We start from the raw sequence: 14,499 nt of genomic DNA on the forward strand, positions 1-14,499 counted from the left end.
TAAATTTTACCTGAAACCAAACTGCGTCTATTTACTTCTTTACTCTAAAGGATTATTCAACGTCATTTTTTCTTAAAAAAAATACGAATCTACTCTTTATTGAAATTATTAAAAATTTTGAGCAAGGAAACTACTCGTGTTCAATTTTCTTTTTTCCATTTCCCTAAACCACTCAAAATAGGGTTATAGCCAAACAAAGACGTTAGTAAAAAATAGATAGGGACGGCTATAGAAACTTGGATTAGATTAGTCAAAAAGGTAGGTGACATGCCATTTGTAATTATTCTTGTAACGAACCACATAATAATGGATGAACAAAAAATAACCAGTAAGTTTTTTTTCTTAAAGCTAAAATTTGTTTGATTCAAGAATGATTTTGTACGTACCACTGTTACAAAAATTTCTGCTAAAAGGTTTGAAAAAACCACTCCAAAAAAACCGATCCACGGTAACAAGATTAAATTAGATAAAATATTGATAACCGCACCAATTAATACAGATTTATTGTAGATTTTTACTTTGCCAATCGGTATCAAATATTGTCTAGAAATGGACATACCTAAGGGCATCACAACGATCAAAATAGAAAAAAGTGGAATAACTTTATTGATGAATAAGAATTCTTTCCCAAAAAACCAGGGAACTAATTTATCGTAAACCGTAAGCATCCCGAACATCGCTGGAACACTAAAATATAATTGTAAATGAATCGTCTTATCAATGATGTCCACCATCTTATTAATGTTTCCTTTGGCATATAACCCACTCATGTGCGGTAATAGCACCATATCAAGCGTTGTAATAACCGTGATAAATACCGTATTGATTGTTAATGAATTAGTGTAATAACCAACAGCTGTACTACCAATAAAAACACCCAATAAAGTCTTGTTTAGATTCGTATAAAGTAAAATAGCAACCTGTGGGATAAAAAATTCAAAAGATGATCGGATATGTCTAAAGCTATCTAAGAATGCTACCTTTTTAAAATTTATATGTTTATGAATAAATAGCCATGTCAATAGTTGAGATAATAAGGTTCCTACTGACTGTAGTAAAACATATAAAATCGTATCAGAAGAATCTTTAATCAAAAAGATAATTAAAATGAAAGTAACAAATTGAATTCCCAGATTGATCATGCTCGTTTTTCTGAAATCCTCGATTCCCATAAAAAACCACGAAATGTCAAACATAACAGCTATAATAGTGAGACTTTGTATATAGAAATAGATCTTATTACCTAAAAAAGTAGTAAATAACAAAAAAACTAAAAGTGTAATACATGTTAAAACTGCTTTTAATAAACAGATTTCCCAAAACGTTTTTGAAATATTTTCTTTACGATTATAAACTAATGCGATTTCTCGATTCCCATACATCGAGATCCCTAAACTAGCGACTAACACAAAATATTGAGTAATCGAATTGGTGTAATTAAAAATCCCTAATCCTCCAGGACCTAATGCTTTTGAAACAATTGGGACTGTAATGATTGGCATGATAATCTTTGTCAGTTGAAATAATGACTGATACCCAAAATTTTTAAGCACATGTTTCAATTCTATTATCCCTTCCAAATATATCTCGCGTATAGACTTTCATTTCTACATCTTTGAGTAACGGATCAAATCGATTGGCTAATATCACATCTGAATGCTTCTTGAACTCATCAATGTCCTTTATTACTTTAAATGTCGAAAAATGCTCCTTCTTCACTGTCGGTTCATAAATGACTACGTTAATGCCTTGATCTTTCAAAAGACGCATGATACTTAAAATAGATGAATATCTGAAATTATCAGAGCCCGCCTTCATTGTTAAACGATAAATCCCTACTACATCTGGATTTTTTTCCATGATACGATCTGCAATAAATGTTTTTCTTGTATCATTTGACTGAACGATGGCTTGGATCAGATCATTTGGCACGTGCTGGTAATTCGCTAGTAATTGTTTCGTATCTTTCGGTAAACAATATCCGCCATAACCAAAAGAAGGATTATTATAATAGTCCCCTATTCTTGGGTCCATTGAAACCCCCGAGATAATTTGAGCTGTATCTAATCCATTCATTTCAGCATAAGTATCAAGCTCATTGAAATAAGCAATCCTTAATGCTAAATAGGTATTAGAAAACAGTTTGATCGCTTCTGCTTCTGTTGAATCAGTTAAAATAACAGGAACATTTTTTATTCGAGTATTTTTTTTAAACATCGAAGCAATTTTTTGTCCTCTTTTCGTGTTTTCGCCTACAACGATACGAGAAGGATAGAGATTATCATACAATGCTTTTCCTTCCCGCAAAAATTCTGGTGAAAAAATAAAATCCTCTGATTGATATTTCTTTTTTAAATACTTAATATAACCTAAAGGAATCGTTGACTTAATGATAAATACAGCATCCGTACGTACTGCCTTTACCTTTTCGATTACTTCTTCTATGGAGGAAGTATCGAATAGGTTTTTTTCTTCATCATAATCGGTTGGAGTAGCAATCAAAATAAATTCTCCCCATGATGCTGCACTTTTGAAGTCTTGTGTAAAAGTTATTCCCAATTCTCTATTATTCAAAAATTCTTGGATCTCTTTATCTTCGATTGGGGAACAACCTTTTATTAGTTTCTCGATTTTTTTCTGATCGATGTCATAAGCAACCACATCATTATTTTGGGCAAGCAACAATGCATTTGCTAGCCCTACATAGCCCATACCGAAAACAGATAGTCTCATTTCTTACACCTTACTTATTTTTTTATTTTTTGCTTGTTTTAAAATTTTTTGTATTTTTTTATTATCCCCCCATACAGCCTTAGAATCATATTTTCTATCGGGATAGGCACCATAATCCAAATGAATATTCAAGTGATTATCTGCAATGAATTGTTCGACACGTTCTTTTAATTTAACAGGATAACCTGAGCAAATATTAATGATTCCTGAGATTTCGTCTTGTTCAACAGCTGCTGCTACTTGAAAACAAAAATCATCATAGTCTAAAAAATCGTATTGGTTTTCCCCCATTGTAAAAGGAAAGTTTACCTCTTCTTCCTTGGCTTTCTCAATGATTTTTGAAAAAACCGAACTACCACCCGGTTGATTCGATACAATGTAATAAGCACGCAACCATTGAAATTTTTTATTGGTTTCTTTAGCCATAAACGAACTGAAATTTCTCAATGAATCTTTTGCAATGCCATAGTAACTCATTGGGTGTGTACTAGTGAATTCGTTAATGCAGCCTTCATAAAATCCAACTTCATGCATCGATCCCATCACTACGATTTTATCGATTCCTGATAAGAAAAATTTTTTTAAAAATAGTGCATGATCGGATAAGTTTCTAATATGACTTTCTGCATTATGGATAAACCCATCTTGCCATGCAAGATGGACTAATACGTTCGGTTCACCAAAATAATGATACGGATCAGAAATATCAAAAAGATTTTCTTGATAGATAGTGGCTTCTTTATTTATTCGATTCGTTCTGACATCTGTCGCAATAACTTCATTTCCATCATTGATCAGTTGGTCTACAATTCCAGTTCCTAAATAACCGTTTGCTCCAGTTACTAATATTTTCATCAATTCTCACTCCCCAAATTTACTATTTTTTCTATTATTTTTTCCCATGAGAAGAGGTCGAGTAACACCTGATCCCCAACAGGGATACGTTTTTTTCCCAAAAATTGAAGCATTTCGTTGATTGAGATCGGTGAATCATCATCCTTTACTTGATAAATATTTTGTTTTACTGCACTAAAAAATGGTGTTTCGCCTGATGTAATCACTGGAATTCCTTGATAAAGTGCTTCGGATACTTTGATAGCTGTCTCAATATTGGCACCTCGTAGATGTAACTTTAATGTACCGATAGCCATTGAAGCTTCACCATAAAGCTGTTCTAATTCTTGACGATCTTTATACCCATGAAATATAACGTATCCTTGTAATCGGTAAGATGCTACCAGTTGTTTTAACTCTTCAATTGCTGGTCCCCCACCAACAATGTCAAAGAAGACCTCTGGTGCTATCTCATCTTTTGTCCGATAATAATATTCAAGTCCTTCAATTAAACGATCCAGCCCATGATAAGGATAAAAATTTCCAACAGCAACTACCCGATGTGTAGGCTGTTCTTCATTTTTCTGATATAAATTGACTGGCAAATTATCCGGATCTACACCATTGTAAAAAGAAACCATCTTCGCCTTTTTTTTATTACTTGTCTTCGCCTCAATTACTGCAATCTTATTGCATTTTTTTTCATACAATCGATCACCTAAGTAATTCCATACTAGACTCAATCCACCCTTTAACTTATTGGGTGCTACATTCAATTGTTCTTTATAATAAGGATAAGTAGGAATTTCCATAATCGTTTGAATTGTTTTTTGCTGAGAGATACTTAACAGTTCACTCATTATTTTTGTATAATATTGATCCCGAAAATAGAAATGAGTCCATTCTCTCGACAACAATAATTTTTTTGTTGCTATTTGGATATCTTTTATTTTTTGACGGTGATTCGTTGCATCACTCTTTGTTAATAGACTGTCGTGAATCATCTGCTTGTCATAAAACTCACGTACTCTTATTTCTTGTTTTTTAAAATAAAGTAACCAACATTGCTTTTTATGATTGCTCATATACTTTGCTTGGGAACAGTTCTTTTTAAAAATACCTTTATTTTCTTCTGCAGAAATCCCACTCAAAAATAAGATGCTCATTGTATTTTGTCCTTTCTTATAGCCATTCATTCTGATAAAATAGCGGATTAAAAATCCTTTCAGGTATAGAGATCGAAAAATAAGAAACATAAAACCAAGCCAGAAGGTGAATAACTAACATCCCCCACAAAACGAGTTGATAATAGGTGACTTTTTTGTATTTATAACTAGCATTGATCACAGAAATATAAATCAAAGGCAATATACCTCTGGCTAAACGGTAAAATTCCACAGAATACCAAAGCAAAGGAATAAACATCAATAAAATCACCGAAGCATAAAACACATATTGTGAGAATAGTTTATTTTTTTGACTGATTGTACTTTTAGGAAATCCTAAATGTGCCCAGTATGCTAACCCCACATTCAGCAAGAAAAGAAAAATAACTTGTATCGAACCATTTGTTATTTTTTCAGTATATTGTTGGATTCTTCCGGAATTTGTTGAGAACTCTTCGATTAAATAATTCAAATAGGGAGGAGTTCCACTATAGATTACATAGATCAACTCCAGAAAAATTGCACCACCAACCATTAGTTGAATAAAAAACTTTTTGTTTTTTGAAGATAAAAATAAAAACGGTAGATAAAATAAACTGATCGTATGAAATAAGCTAGCGCTAATTATGCCAAAAAAATATTTTATTTTTTATTTTCTACTAAATATGGAAATGAATAAATCACAAGAGATATCGCCACTAAATTCCTTAGTTGAATAGCATCAATAAAAAATAAAAATAACGTATAAATAATTATAAATAGATGAGTATTTACGCAATATTTTTTAACTGTCGCACCGATTAATAGGGTTGCAAATAAAAAGACCAACCCACGCATACCAAAGAGTCCTAAATTTAATTGTCGGCAAAACTGTGCAAAATAGTAAAAGCCGAATTCTGTCGCTTTATATTTGATACGTGCATCATCAAAATAAGTTGCTTTATAGTAGACCATGTCTGTATTTTCAGTACCACCTGCAAAAATCAATCCGAGGATCAAAACACTTAATAAGAGTAAATATTTATTGCGTTTATTTCTGAAAACTTCAATAAAATTAAGTATCAGTACAGCAAAATAAGCAACGATGATCATCCAGCAGACACCCTATTCAACATTTTTTTATAAAACTGGTTCCATAAATCAACTGATTCAAGGTTCGATATCTCCGTTTTTCCATTAAACGACTCACCAGACATAAATAGTTTCTATAATACCGTGATGATTCTATGATTAAAGGTTTCTGTATTTTCTCTTTGGACAATAGTTGTTGGATATCTTGTAGCATCTTTTTTTGATTCGCTGTATTCATGCCGAATTGGGTATAGATATTCAACCCATGTCGTAAAAAATAAGTATAGCGATATTTTTGATAGTAGGGATAAACGCGTTCATTCCATTCAATTTCTCCAATTGTTTCTATAAATATTTGAAAATCTTTCACAGCTGAGGGATTATTTTTTAAAGAAGTACTCGTCAATTCACGTTGACTATATTGATAAACTACTTCGGGGACCAGCTGAATCGTTTGACATTTAGAAACATAGTTAAAATTGAATAAAGTATCTTCTTGCCCATAACGAAATCTTTCATCGAATTTCAAATCATACTCATCTATTATTTTTTTCGGTACAAACAATTCCATAAATGGAGAAACGTCATTCGATGATCTAAATTAAACAAAGCATAAGCAATCTCTTTTTGATCCTTTAATTGCTTTTCTTCATAGGAGTAATCTATTTCAGACAAAAGCAGTTGTTTCTTATCAATCAACTGCATCGATTTGCCACCTACGATCATATCTGCATCTCCGATTTTGTTAGACAAATAGACATAGATATTGGGATCAATTGCATCGTCTTGATCGATAAAACTAACAAATTCGCCTGTCGCATAAGCTAAACCTGTATTACGGGCTGCACAGATCCCCGCGTTTGTTTGATGAATCAATAATATACGTTCATCTTGTTGTGCAAATTTTTGGCAAATTTGATAACTATCATCTTGTGAACCATCATCAATCAAAATCAACTCGATGTTTTTGTAGGGCTGATTCAATAACGCTTGGAGTGTATTTTCTAAATACAAGCTTCCGTTATAGATTGGAACAATCACGCTAATTCTCTTCAATTTTCTTACTCCTTTCCACTGAAGATCCGATCGAGCCAAGTGGATAATTGATAGTTTTTGTAAAGTTGATCATTTAGTAAATGGTAGTCTGTCTCAATAAAACGTTGTGGAATAACTGGCTTTTTTCGGTCAACTACGCAAATGTTATCAGGATGGTAAAAATCATAATTTTTCACTTCTGGATTTGTTGTAATCAGTTTTCTTCTCATTCCATGTGTCTCAATCGTACGCATCGTGAGACCTGATTGATTTGCTAGCTCTAGATCCAAAATAATTTTGCTCTCTTTAACCACTTCATTAACGATTGTTTGCGGAAGTGGTTGATAGATGAATTCTTCTTTTTTGGCTGTTGCGAGTGTCTTAGTTCCATATTTGTAATAATAAAAATGCCAGATAGAAGGAAGATATAGTTTGAAATAGTAGCTATATTGTTTTTTCTCACAAAGTTCTTTTACTTGATTGATAAATGAGTAACGCATGCTATGACCGAATCCCACAAAAGAAAAAAGATAGGTTGGCTCTTTTTTGTTTTTCTCATCGGAATTTATGTAGAATAATGGCAAAAAATTTAATTCTGCGTATTTCTTGCAGTCTTTCGCATCAAAACTATATAAATAATTAAAATAATCAAAGTATCTAGTCACTTGTGAAAATGTAGCAATTGAATCCCACAAATAGGCTAATTTAGGGATCGGTCCAACAATATCGGTCACCTCTTTGATGAACTTTTCAGGAAACAGTACTGGATTGATAACGAAAAAGTAATCATAATTTTCTTGTCCTATCGCTAATAAAATTTGCTTCAGATAACTCTCTCTTAAGGTATTGAACTTTGTAGAAAGTTTCATTTTTAGGTGTGAGTCCGAAGGGATCGCATTATAATACGTCACTTTTGCGCCTTTTCTTTCTAATTCTTCGATGATCAGCTGTGGATAATCGTAAAATTTCCATGCAATAAACAATATTTTTTATCCTTTAAGCGTTTGTCCATACTATGCCTTCTCTCAATTTTCTCCGTTGTACTGTTTTGTAATCTCTCGAATCATTTGATTTAATGAATAATTTTTTTGATAGATCGCTATTATTTGTTGTTTGTCACAGCTATGCTCTGCATTTAGGATTGCTCGTGCAAATGAGTGAGGACTATCTGTATTTAATAAGCAACCACCTGTTTGTTCAATAATTTCTTCTACTCCTGTCACCTTTTTGCCAATAATCGGAACACCAGCGCGAATCGCTTCGATCAAAGAATAAGGCAACCCTTCATATCTCGAAGTGATCAAATAATGATCATACCCTGCAACGATTCGTTCACTATCCGTTCTTTCTCCTAATAAATGGACATTTCCCGTCAAATCGTGCTTGATTAAAAATGCTTTGACTTCTTTGAATAGTGGTCCATCCCCTGCCCAGACAAAATGATAATTAGGGTCTTGTTGAATGACTTCTTTTGCTACTTCCATAAATAAAAAAGGGTCTTTTTGAAAAGAAAGACGTGCGTTGTTACCAATAACAATATTCGATTCCTTCAACCCTAGAGATTCTTTGATCGTTTTTTTAGAAGGAAAGTCGATTGCAGGCAATCCATTGCGGATGACTATAAATTTGGATGGGTTATCAAGGTGTAATTTTATACCTGCCATTCGTTCTTCTTCAGATACATTAAACGTCTTCTTCGTTGCATACCTACTTAGCATCTTCTCTATCCAAATAAATAGTGTCTTCTTAGATTGCTTAAATTCCGAAGATAAGAAAGAATACGCATGTGGTGTATAAAAAACTTGCTCAATACGATTTCTTTTAGCAGCTATTCGCCCTAGCGCACCGGCTTTCGAACTATGACAATGCACAATATCCGGTTGAATTTCTTTCATTTGTTGTTTCAAGAAGCGGTAAGTAACATAATCATTTTTCACATCGACATTTCTAGTAAAGGTAGGACAGGGAATAAAGGTAGCTCGATCTTTTAACTGCATATATTGATCAGAAAAACAGTGATCCATTTTTTTTGTTCCATGAATAAAGTAAAGATCAAATTCTTCTTGGTCTAATTGTTCAATCAATTGAACGATATGTTTTCTTAAGCCGCCTTCCATTGATTCACTCAAGAGCAAAACTTTTTTTTTCATTTCCCTATCAACACGCTCCTTCAGGACGCAAAATAACAAAAAATGTACGATAGATGATTTTGAAATCAATATAAATACTTCGCTTTTCGATATATTCTAAATCTAGCATCACCATTTCAGAAAAACCGATATTGCTACGCCCGTTAATTTGCCATAAACCGGTACAACCTGGTTTGACCAATAGTCTTTGCTCATCATATTTCGTATATTGCGAAACCTCTCTTTGTAAAGATGGACGAGGACCAACTAAACTCATTTCACCTTTCAAAACATTCCATAGTTGTGGTAATTCATCTAAGCTTGTTTTACGAATGAATCGTCCAAATTTTGTTACACGTGGGTCATCTTTCATCTTGAACATCGCCCCTTCTACTTCATTCTTGCTCAGTAGCGTTGGGAGCTTTTTTTCTGCATCGACACACATCGAACGAAATTTATACATTTTGAATAACTGCTTATTTTTGCCTACTCGGTATTGGGAAAAAATGATTGGTTTTCCCGGCTCTTCCAGATATATCCTAAGAGCAATCCAAAGTAAGAGAGGTGATAAAACCACAAGGCCAATAAAGCTAAAAACAATATCAATGATTCTTTTAGAAAGTTCATATAATTTTTTGCGTTTCAGCTTCACACGATAAAATTGGACTCTCGAGCCAAAGCCCTCTTGAAATTTTTTCGTAACCTCGATATTTTCACTCATCCCATTGCCACCTTTCTTTATCGAATGGATCAAATCAACGAAAGAAACTAAATCGACGATGTTTCACTCTTTGATAAGTAAACGGCTCAATTTTGTTTTCGTATAGGATATCCATCGGCATTTTCTTTAATGATTTAACTTTTTCATTACCATAATCTTTTTGAATAATGTGATATGCTTCTTTTAAATAAAAATTCCTTTTTTCTAAACTATGGGCATCGGAAGCAATCATTTGAACCATATTTAATTGAATCATTGTTTTGGCAGTCTTTTGGATTTTTCGTCCAAACAAACCGACGATACTTGGTGCCGTTCCTTGAGCTAGCGCCCCCATATCTAAGAAAGGCAACAGTTTATTCGGATCATTAATGAATATCCTATTTCTTTCTGGGTGGACGATGATTGGTATATAGCCTTTAGCAATTAATTCAAAAAAGAGCTTTGTTGCATAAAGGGGAACGTCATTCGTCGGGAACTCTATTAGTAGAAACTGTTTTTGCTGCCCAAAACCAATAATTTCTCTTTTTTCTAAATCTTCTATCAACGTACCAGTAATACGATTTTCTTGACCTACGAGCAATTTCAGCTCAATATTGTTACGATCAAATTCAGTTTGTAATTTTGCTACTTCATTGGCTACATTCGTAGCGGGATTCAAAAATCGCCCATTCTTATGATGGGGGGTACACATCAAATGTGTGATTCCTTGTTCTCTGGCTTTCAACGCCATTTTGAGACTTTCATCGATGGTTTTCGGCCCATCGTCAACTCCTGGTAAAATATGACAATGTAAATCGATCATTTTTGAGCCCTACCTTTATTGATAACGACCTTTCTTTTTATCTCACTGATTACATACATTCCAATAGCCATAACCACAGCAAGTATCCCTGCATATATAAATGTTTGGACGAAAGACAATAAGTACCCCCGTACAAAGTAATAAACACTTTCCGTTAAAATACCGATACGATCAATCACACCACTAAAATAGATCCATGTGGGTAATAATAGGAGTGTTCCGCCAGCGCCTAAAAACATCAAGGCGACAAATCGGAATTTTTGATGTGACCAATGAATGGTATGGAGTAATAGCAGAAGTAGGCAAACCAAGATCACACCATTTCCAATAATCAATTGATTCAGCAACGGCTTAAATTGCTTCACTTTATTCACATAGTTAGCTAAAAATGGAATTTCTAACGATTTTTCGGTTGCTTCGATCGAAGAATCCACTAGCCTATTGATTACTTGTTCTTTGTCTTTCGTTACTTGTATGTTTTTTGTTTGAATATAGTGATTTAAATGTTGTTGGATTTTCTCTTTGATTTCTTCTTCTCCAGATAAATCGTATGTTTTCCTCATATAAAGGCTAGTTACATACTTTTTGACATTAGTTTGGACAAATGATAACGAGACAATCTCTTTTAACTGATTCGCCGGGACATTGCTACCTCTTCCAATATCTTGAATTTTCTCGTTAATTTCTTGTTGAACTAATTTTGTATATCGAGAATTTTCCATTTGCTTGCTCATGAAATTAGGATTTGCTAAGGTTACTCTGATACAAAGCAAAGACAAAAAGCAAAGACATGCAACCGAGCAAATATAGGTCAAAAATAAGCGTGCTGTTTTCTTTCTTAAACCTTTCTTCATGCCGACTATCCTTTGTTTATTTATTTTCATTGATCATCGGTCCTGCATGTAATTTTGCAGTTACAAATAATCGTTGATCCGTTAAGCCAATGCTGTCGATCGGATAACAGGTATATAGTATTAATTTGGCATTATTTCTTTGACGAATCTCCTGCTTTATCTGAGTATCATGTTTATTGGCTACTCTTACTTCTTCTACCTCATATTGATAGCTACCGTAATTCGTTTGGATTGTTATAATCTCTTGCGCTTTGATGTTAATTAACTTGCCAAATGAATCACTATTATGCCCAGCAATCAATGTAGTTCCTATTTCTCCTGGAAAAGTGGAACCCATATATTGTCCCGCGCCTTTTCTTAAAATAGTTGCTGAATCGCCAAAATATAATGGTGTTTTTAATTGGATCGAAGGGACAGATATCTCTCCATACAATTGACCATAATGAGGAAATTGAATTTTACTAGAAGAAATCTCGCTTTCTCCATTCGTAGAAAGTTGTTTGATAGCTTCTTTATGATTGTTCTCTTTAAATGTGGGTGCCTCTGCAAGTAACAATGTCTGGATAGAGGAGGTGACAAAGTGAATGACTGGTTTGCCAATCACATAAATCAAAGAATAATTGATGACCAAAAAAAGAAACGCCAACAGACATCCGTTAACTATTCGATTTAGCCCTCCCTTGATTCCTCTCTTACTCACTTCTACGTGCCACCCAATATGCGCCTCCAGCCAACATCAATACAGCACCTAAAGCCACATAGCTCGTGGTATAATCTGCACCGGTTTGTTTGATTTCATCTTCTGTAGAATAAATAGGAGTACCTGAAGGATCGACAACCGAAACGCCATCTCGATAAAAAGTCACTCTCAGATTTAAAATTTCTCCAATTTTTAAGACAATCGTTTTTAATTGCTCAATCACTGGACGTGGTAAAGCTTTGATCAGATTTTTTAGTGAATGGATCGAACGAACATCGACATTTTGTGAATTATCTAAGATCAATTGACGTGCTTCTCTTAAGTAATTTGCTACCTTTAACGCATTTTCATCTGACACCTGATGGACCTTCAGATAATTTTCTGCTTTTGTGATATCTGTAATATCAAAATCATATTTTTTCCCTTTCACCGTTACACCGGTATAAAGCTCATTTAAAATATCTCTTTCTGCGTTGGTGATTGCCCCTTGTGTTTCAGCATGAACTGCTGTCGGCAACAATAAGCAGATAACTGACACCAATGTAAACAATATCCCTTTAAAATTTTTCATGATCTCTCCGCCTTTCATTAATAAATCCTGTAAATTTAGGATTAACTATGTCTTTTATTCTACTGAGAACCCTCACTTGATTTTTTTTGTTTTTTAGCCTTCAAACGAATTACTTAAAAAATAAAAAATGATTTGTATACATAAAAAGAGTTTGAGACAAAAAATTTTTGTCTCAAACTCTTTCATAATTATAAAAGGAAATAAATGAGAGACCTCAGTGACAGCCTCTTACGACAAATGATTTTTTTTCAAAACTTAGGGTCTTCTTTGAAAAAGTTCTTTTGTTTTGTCATTCGTGTACTTTGATGCTTTTCTCTTTAGCAAAGAGTTTCATTTGGAACATGATAGCAGATCACGATCCATAGTAGTAATAGCCTTGATTTTCATCCTCTTTAGAAGCATTGTAAACTACTCCTAAAATATTGGCATTTACTAATTCCAGTAGATGTTTAGCTATTCGAAAATTCGCTTTTTTTGTTAACTTTTCACTGACTACCATAATCGTTCCATCCACTTTTGAAGACAATATTTGTGCATCTGTCACGGCAGTCAAGGGAGGGGTATCGAATATGATCATGTCATAGGTTGCTTCCAACTCCTCAATCACTTCTTCTAAGCGAGAAGAACCTAACAATTCAGCCGGATTAGGAGGTTTCGGTCCACTTGTCATAACAGAAAGATTTTTTTCAAAACTTTCTTGTATACATTCTTTAGCCTTGATGTTTGTACCTAATAATGTGCTAAGACCTACATGTTTCTCTAAAGAAAAAATTTTGTCTAGGGTTGGCTTCCGCATATCTGCATCTATGATCAATACTTTTTGCCCTAGATTTGCGTAAACCACTGCTAAATTAGCTGCTGTAGTTGATTTACCTTCACCTACACCTGGCGAAGTAACCACTAATGTTTGCACTTTTTTACCATAAGGAAAACTATATTGGATATTGGTCCGAATCGTTCGATAGCGTTCTGTAATCGGTGAAGTTTTATCCATGATTGTAATTAAATTTTTTCTGACTGTGGCATTTCTTCCTCTTCTTGTCTTTCTCATTGATTACACCCTTACTTCTTTTTTCGATTTTTTTTCTCATTGTCATCCATATAAGGGATACTTCCCAGTACCACCATATTAAATTCATTTTGAATCGTCTCACTATCACTGATTGTTCGATCCATGAATTCTAATATCATAATGATCATCAAACCAATAAATAAACCAATAAGCAATCCTTTGGCCAAAACTATTTTTTTATGTGGCTCTGTTGGTGTTGCACTAAGCGTAGCTTTTGAAATAATCGAAATGCGATCTACATTGAGTAATTTTTTTGCATTCTTCTGAAATTTTTCGGCTGTAACGTTAGCAATGTATTGGGCAAGTTTTGGATCAGGATCCGTTGCGACAATCGAAAACATTTGAGAATTTTCCTTTTGTTTGATACTTATAAGGTTTCGTAATTGCTCAATTGTTAAATGGACACCAAAATTTTTCGCTAAGTCTTGAGACACCTCATCCATTATCAAGTCTCCAGTAATAATGTCTTTATAGGTGGTAATCATTTGCAAGTTGCTGTTGACATCATTAATGTCTGCCGTTTCGTTTTTAGGTAAAGTAACGATTAATTGGGCTTGTGATTCATACTTTGGGACTAAGACAAATGCAATCAAAAGCATGGACATAATTAAACCTAATAAAGCAGAAATCACAATCGCAAATTTTCTTTTTTTTATGATACGCCAAAATTTCTCTATGTTTACTGTTTGCTCCATCCTTATCTCTGATTCTCCTAAATAAAATTATTTATAAACTATTTTTGCTCGTTAATTGACGATGTTCACTTTGAAAGAAAATAATACTTTTTTTATCTTTCTTAGTTGCTATCAAT

At 33.6% G+C, this 14,499-nt stretch carries 17 protein-coding genes; all 17 read right to left on the reverse strand.

From position 1 onward, the window contains the following. Nucleotides 1–140: 140 nt before the first annotated feature. On the reverse strand, nucleotides 141–1,562 hold the full coding sequence (locus tag EHR_RS03395; protein WP_010720300.1) for a flippase: 1,422 nt from the start codon (nucleotides 1,560–1,562) through the stop codon (nucleotides 141–143). Next, nucleotides 1,546–2,733 carry a nucleotide sugar dehydrogenase gene (locus EHR_RS03400; protein ID WP_010736878.1) on the reverse strand — a complete coding sequence of 396 codons (1,188 nt, stop codon included), beginning with the start codon at nucleotides 2,731–2,733 and terminating at the stop codon, nucleotides 1,546–1,548. The genes EHR_RS03395 and EHR_RS03400 overlap by 17 nt, the downstream gene beginning before the upstream one ends. 3 nt (nucleotides 2,734–2,736) lie before the next feature. Next, on the reverse strand, nucleotides 2,737–3,588 hold the full coding sequence (locus EHR_RS03405) for an NAD-dependent epimerase/dehydratase family protein (protein ID WP_010736877.1): 852 nt from the start codon (nucleotides 3,586–3,588) through the stop codon (nucleotides 2,737–2,739). Further along, nucleotides 3,588–4,733, reverse strand: coding sequence for a glycosyltransferase family 4 protein (locus EHR_RS03410; protein ID WP_010736876.1), 1,146 nt, complete (start codon nucleotides 4,731–4,733; stop codon nucleotides 3,588–3,590). Before EHR_RS03410 ends, EHR_RS03405 begins: the two co-directional genes overlap by 1 nt. Nucleotides 4,734–4,749: 16 nt before the next feature. Then, nucleotides 4,750–5,379 carry a hypothetical protein gene (locus EHR_RS14405; RefSeq protein WP_476589223.1) on the reverse strand — a complete coding sequence of 210 codons (630 nt, stop codon included), beginning with the start codon at nucleotides 5,377–5,379 and terminating at the stop codon, nucleotides 4,750–4,752. Next, the gene (locus EHR_RS14410; protein ID WP_014834338.1) at nucleotides 5,376–5,825 is read right to left on the reverse strand and encodes an EpsG family protein; all 450 of its coding nucleotides are present in this window, start codon (nucleotides 5,823–5,825) and stop codon (nucleotides 5,376–5,378) included. The genes EHR_RS14405 and EHR_RS14410 overlap by 4 nt, the downstream gene beginning before the upstream one ends. Nucleotides 5,826–5,841: 16 nt before the next feature. Next, entirely contained in the window at nucleotides 5,842–6,375 is a 534-nt protein-coding gene (locus EHR_RS14415; protein ID WP_014834339.1) for a hypothetical protein, read from the reverse strand. Then, nucleotides 6,348–6,860: a glycosyltransferase family 2 protein gene (locus tag EHR_RS14420; RefSeq protein WP_014834340.1), complete on the reverse strand. Its 513-nt coding sequence runs from the start codon at nucleotides 6,858–6,860 to the stop codon at nucleotides 6,348–6,350. The genes EHR_RS14415 and EHR_RS14420 overlap by 28 nt, the downstream gene beginning before the upstream one ends. A gap of 5 nt (nucleotides 6,861–6,865) precedes the next feature. Beyond that, nucleotides 6,866–7,822, reverse strand: coding sequence for a WaaS/CpsH family glycosyltransferase (locus EHR_RS03435; RefSeq protein WP_014834341.1), 957 nt, complete (start codon nucleotides 7,820–7,822; stop codon nucleotides 6,866–6,868). 42 nt (nucleotides 7,823–7,864) lie between these two features. Continuing rightward, nucleotides 7,865–8,989: a glycosyltransferase gene (locus EHR_RS03440; protein WP_010720307.1), complete on the reverse strand. Its 1,125-nt coding sequence runs from the start codon at nucleotides 8,987–8,989 to the stop codon at nucleotides 7,865–7,867. A gap of 7 nt (nucleotides 8,990–8,996) precedes the next feature. Beyond that, entirely contained in the window at nucleotides 8,997–9,689 is a 693-nt protein-coding gene (locus tag EHR_RS03445; RefSeq protein ID WP_010720308.1) for a sugar transferase, read from the reverse strand. A 34-nt stretch (nucleotides 9,690–9,723) separates the two neighbouring features. Next, on the reverse strand, nucleotides 9,724–10,491 hold the full coding sequence (locus EHR_RS03450; protein ID WP_010720309.1) for a tyrosine-protein phosphatase: 768 nt from the start codon (nucleotides 10,489–10,491) through the stop codon (nucleotides 9,724–9,726). After that, nucleotides 10,488–11,213: a hypothetical protein gene (locus tag EHR_RS03455; RefSeq protein WP_223603459.1), complete on the reverse strand. Its 726-nt coding sequence runs from the start codon at nucleotides 11,211–11,213 to the stop codon at nucleotides 10,488–10,490. The genes EHR_RS03450 and EHR_RS03455 overlap by 4 nt, the downstream gene beginning before the upstream one ends. Nucleotides 11,214–11,361: 148 nt before the next feature. Further along, on the reverse strand, nucleotides 11,362–12,045 hold the full coding sequence (locus EHR_RS03460; protein ID WP_010736874.1) for a class D sortase: 684 nt from the start codon (nucleotides 12,043–12,045) through the stop codon (nucleotides 11,362–11,364). Beyond that, nucleotides 12,038–12,616 carry an LPXTG cell wall anchor domain-containing protein gene (locus EHR_RS03465; protein WP_223603460.1) on the reverse strand — a complete coding sequence of 193 codons (579 nt, stop codon included), beginning with the start codon at nucleotides 12,614–12,616 and terminating at the stop codon, nucleotides 12,038–12,040. Before EHR_RS03465 ends, EHR_RS03460 begins: the two co-directional genes overlap by 8 nt. Before the next feature lie 352 nt (nucleotides 12,617–12,968). Next, complete coding sequence (locus EHR_RS03470; protein ID WP_010720313.1) at nucleotides 12,969–13,667, reverse strand: CpsD/CapB family tyrosine-protein kinase; 699 nt, start codon at nucleotides 13,665–13,667, stop codon at nucleotides 12,969–12,971. 11 nt (nucleotides 13,668–13,678) lie between these two features. Beyond that, complete coding sequence (locus EHR_RS03475; protein WP_010720314.1) at nucleotides 13,679–14,383, reverse strand: YveK family protein; 705 nt, start codon at nucleotides 14,381–14,383, stop codon at nucleotides 13,679–13,681. Between the last annotated feature and the right edge of the window lie 116 nt (nucleotides 14,384–14,499).

This window comes from Enterococcus hirae ATCC 9790 (assembly GCF_000271405.2).
GTDB lineage: Bacteria > Bacillota > Bacilli > Lactobacillales > Enterococcaceae > Enterococcus_B > Enterococcus_B hirae.

Bases quoted from the DNA above. Each gene is read 5' to 3' on its own strand.
- EHR_RS03400 (WP_010736878.1), bottom strand. From the start codon at position 2,733: ATGAGACTATCTGTTTTCGGTATGGGCTATGTAGGGCTAGCAAATGCA.
- EHR_RS03405 (WP_010736877.1), bottom strand. From the start codon at position 3,588: ATGAAAATATTAGTAACTGGAGCAAACGGTTATTTAGGAACTGGAATT.
- EHR_RS03410 (WP_010736876.1), bottom strand. From the start codon at position 4,733: ATGAGCATCTTATTTTTGAGTGGGATTTCTGCAGAAGAAAATAAAGGT.
- EHR_RS14410 (WP_014834338.1), bottom strand. From the start codon at position 5,825: ATGATCATCGTTGCTTATTTTGCTGTACTGATACTTAATTTTATTGAA.
- EHR_RS14415 (WP_014834339.1), bottom strand. From the start codon at position 6,375: ATGGAATTGTTTGTACCGAAAAAAATAATAGATGAGTATGATTTGAAA.
- EHR_RS03440 (WP_010720307.1), bottom strand. From the start codon at position 8,989: ATGAAAAAAAAAGTTTTGCTCTTGAGTGAATCAATGGAAGGCGGCTTA.
- EHR_RS03445 (WP_010720308.1), bottom strand. From the start codon at position 9,689: ATGAGTGAAAATATCGAGGTTACGAAAAAATTTCAAGAGGGCTTTGGC.
- EHR_RS03450 (WP_010720309.1), bottom strand. From the start codon at position 10,491: ATGATCGATTTACATTGTCATATTTTACCAGGAGTTGACGATGGGCCG.
- EHR_RS03455 (WP_223603459.1), bottom strand. From the start codon at position 11,213: ATGGAAAATTCTCGATATACAAAATTAGTTCAACAAGAAATTAACGAG.
- EHR_RS03465 (WP_223603460.1), bottom strand. From the start codon at position 12,616: ATGAAAAATTTTAAAGGGATATTGTTTACATTGGTGTCAGTTATCTGC.
- EHR_RS03470 (WP_010720313.1), bottom strand. From the start codon at position 13,667: ATGAGAAAGACAAGAAGAGGAAGAAATGCCACAGTCAGAAAAAATTTA.
- EHR_RS03475 (WP_010720314.1), bottom strand. From the start codon at position 14,383: ATGGAGCAAACAGTAAACATAGAGAAATTTTGGCGTATCATAAAAAAA.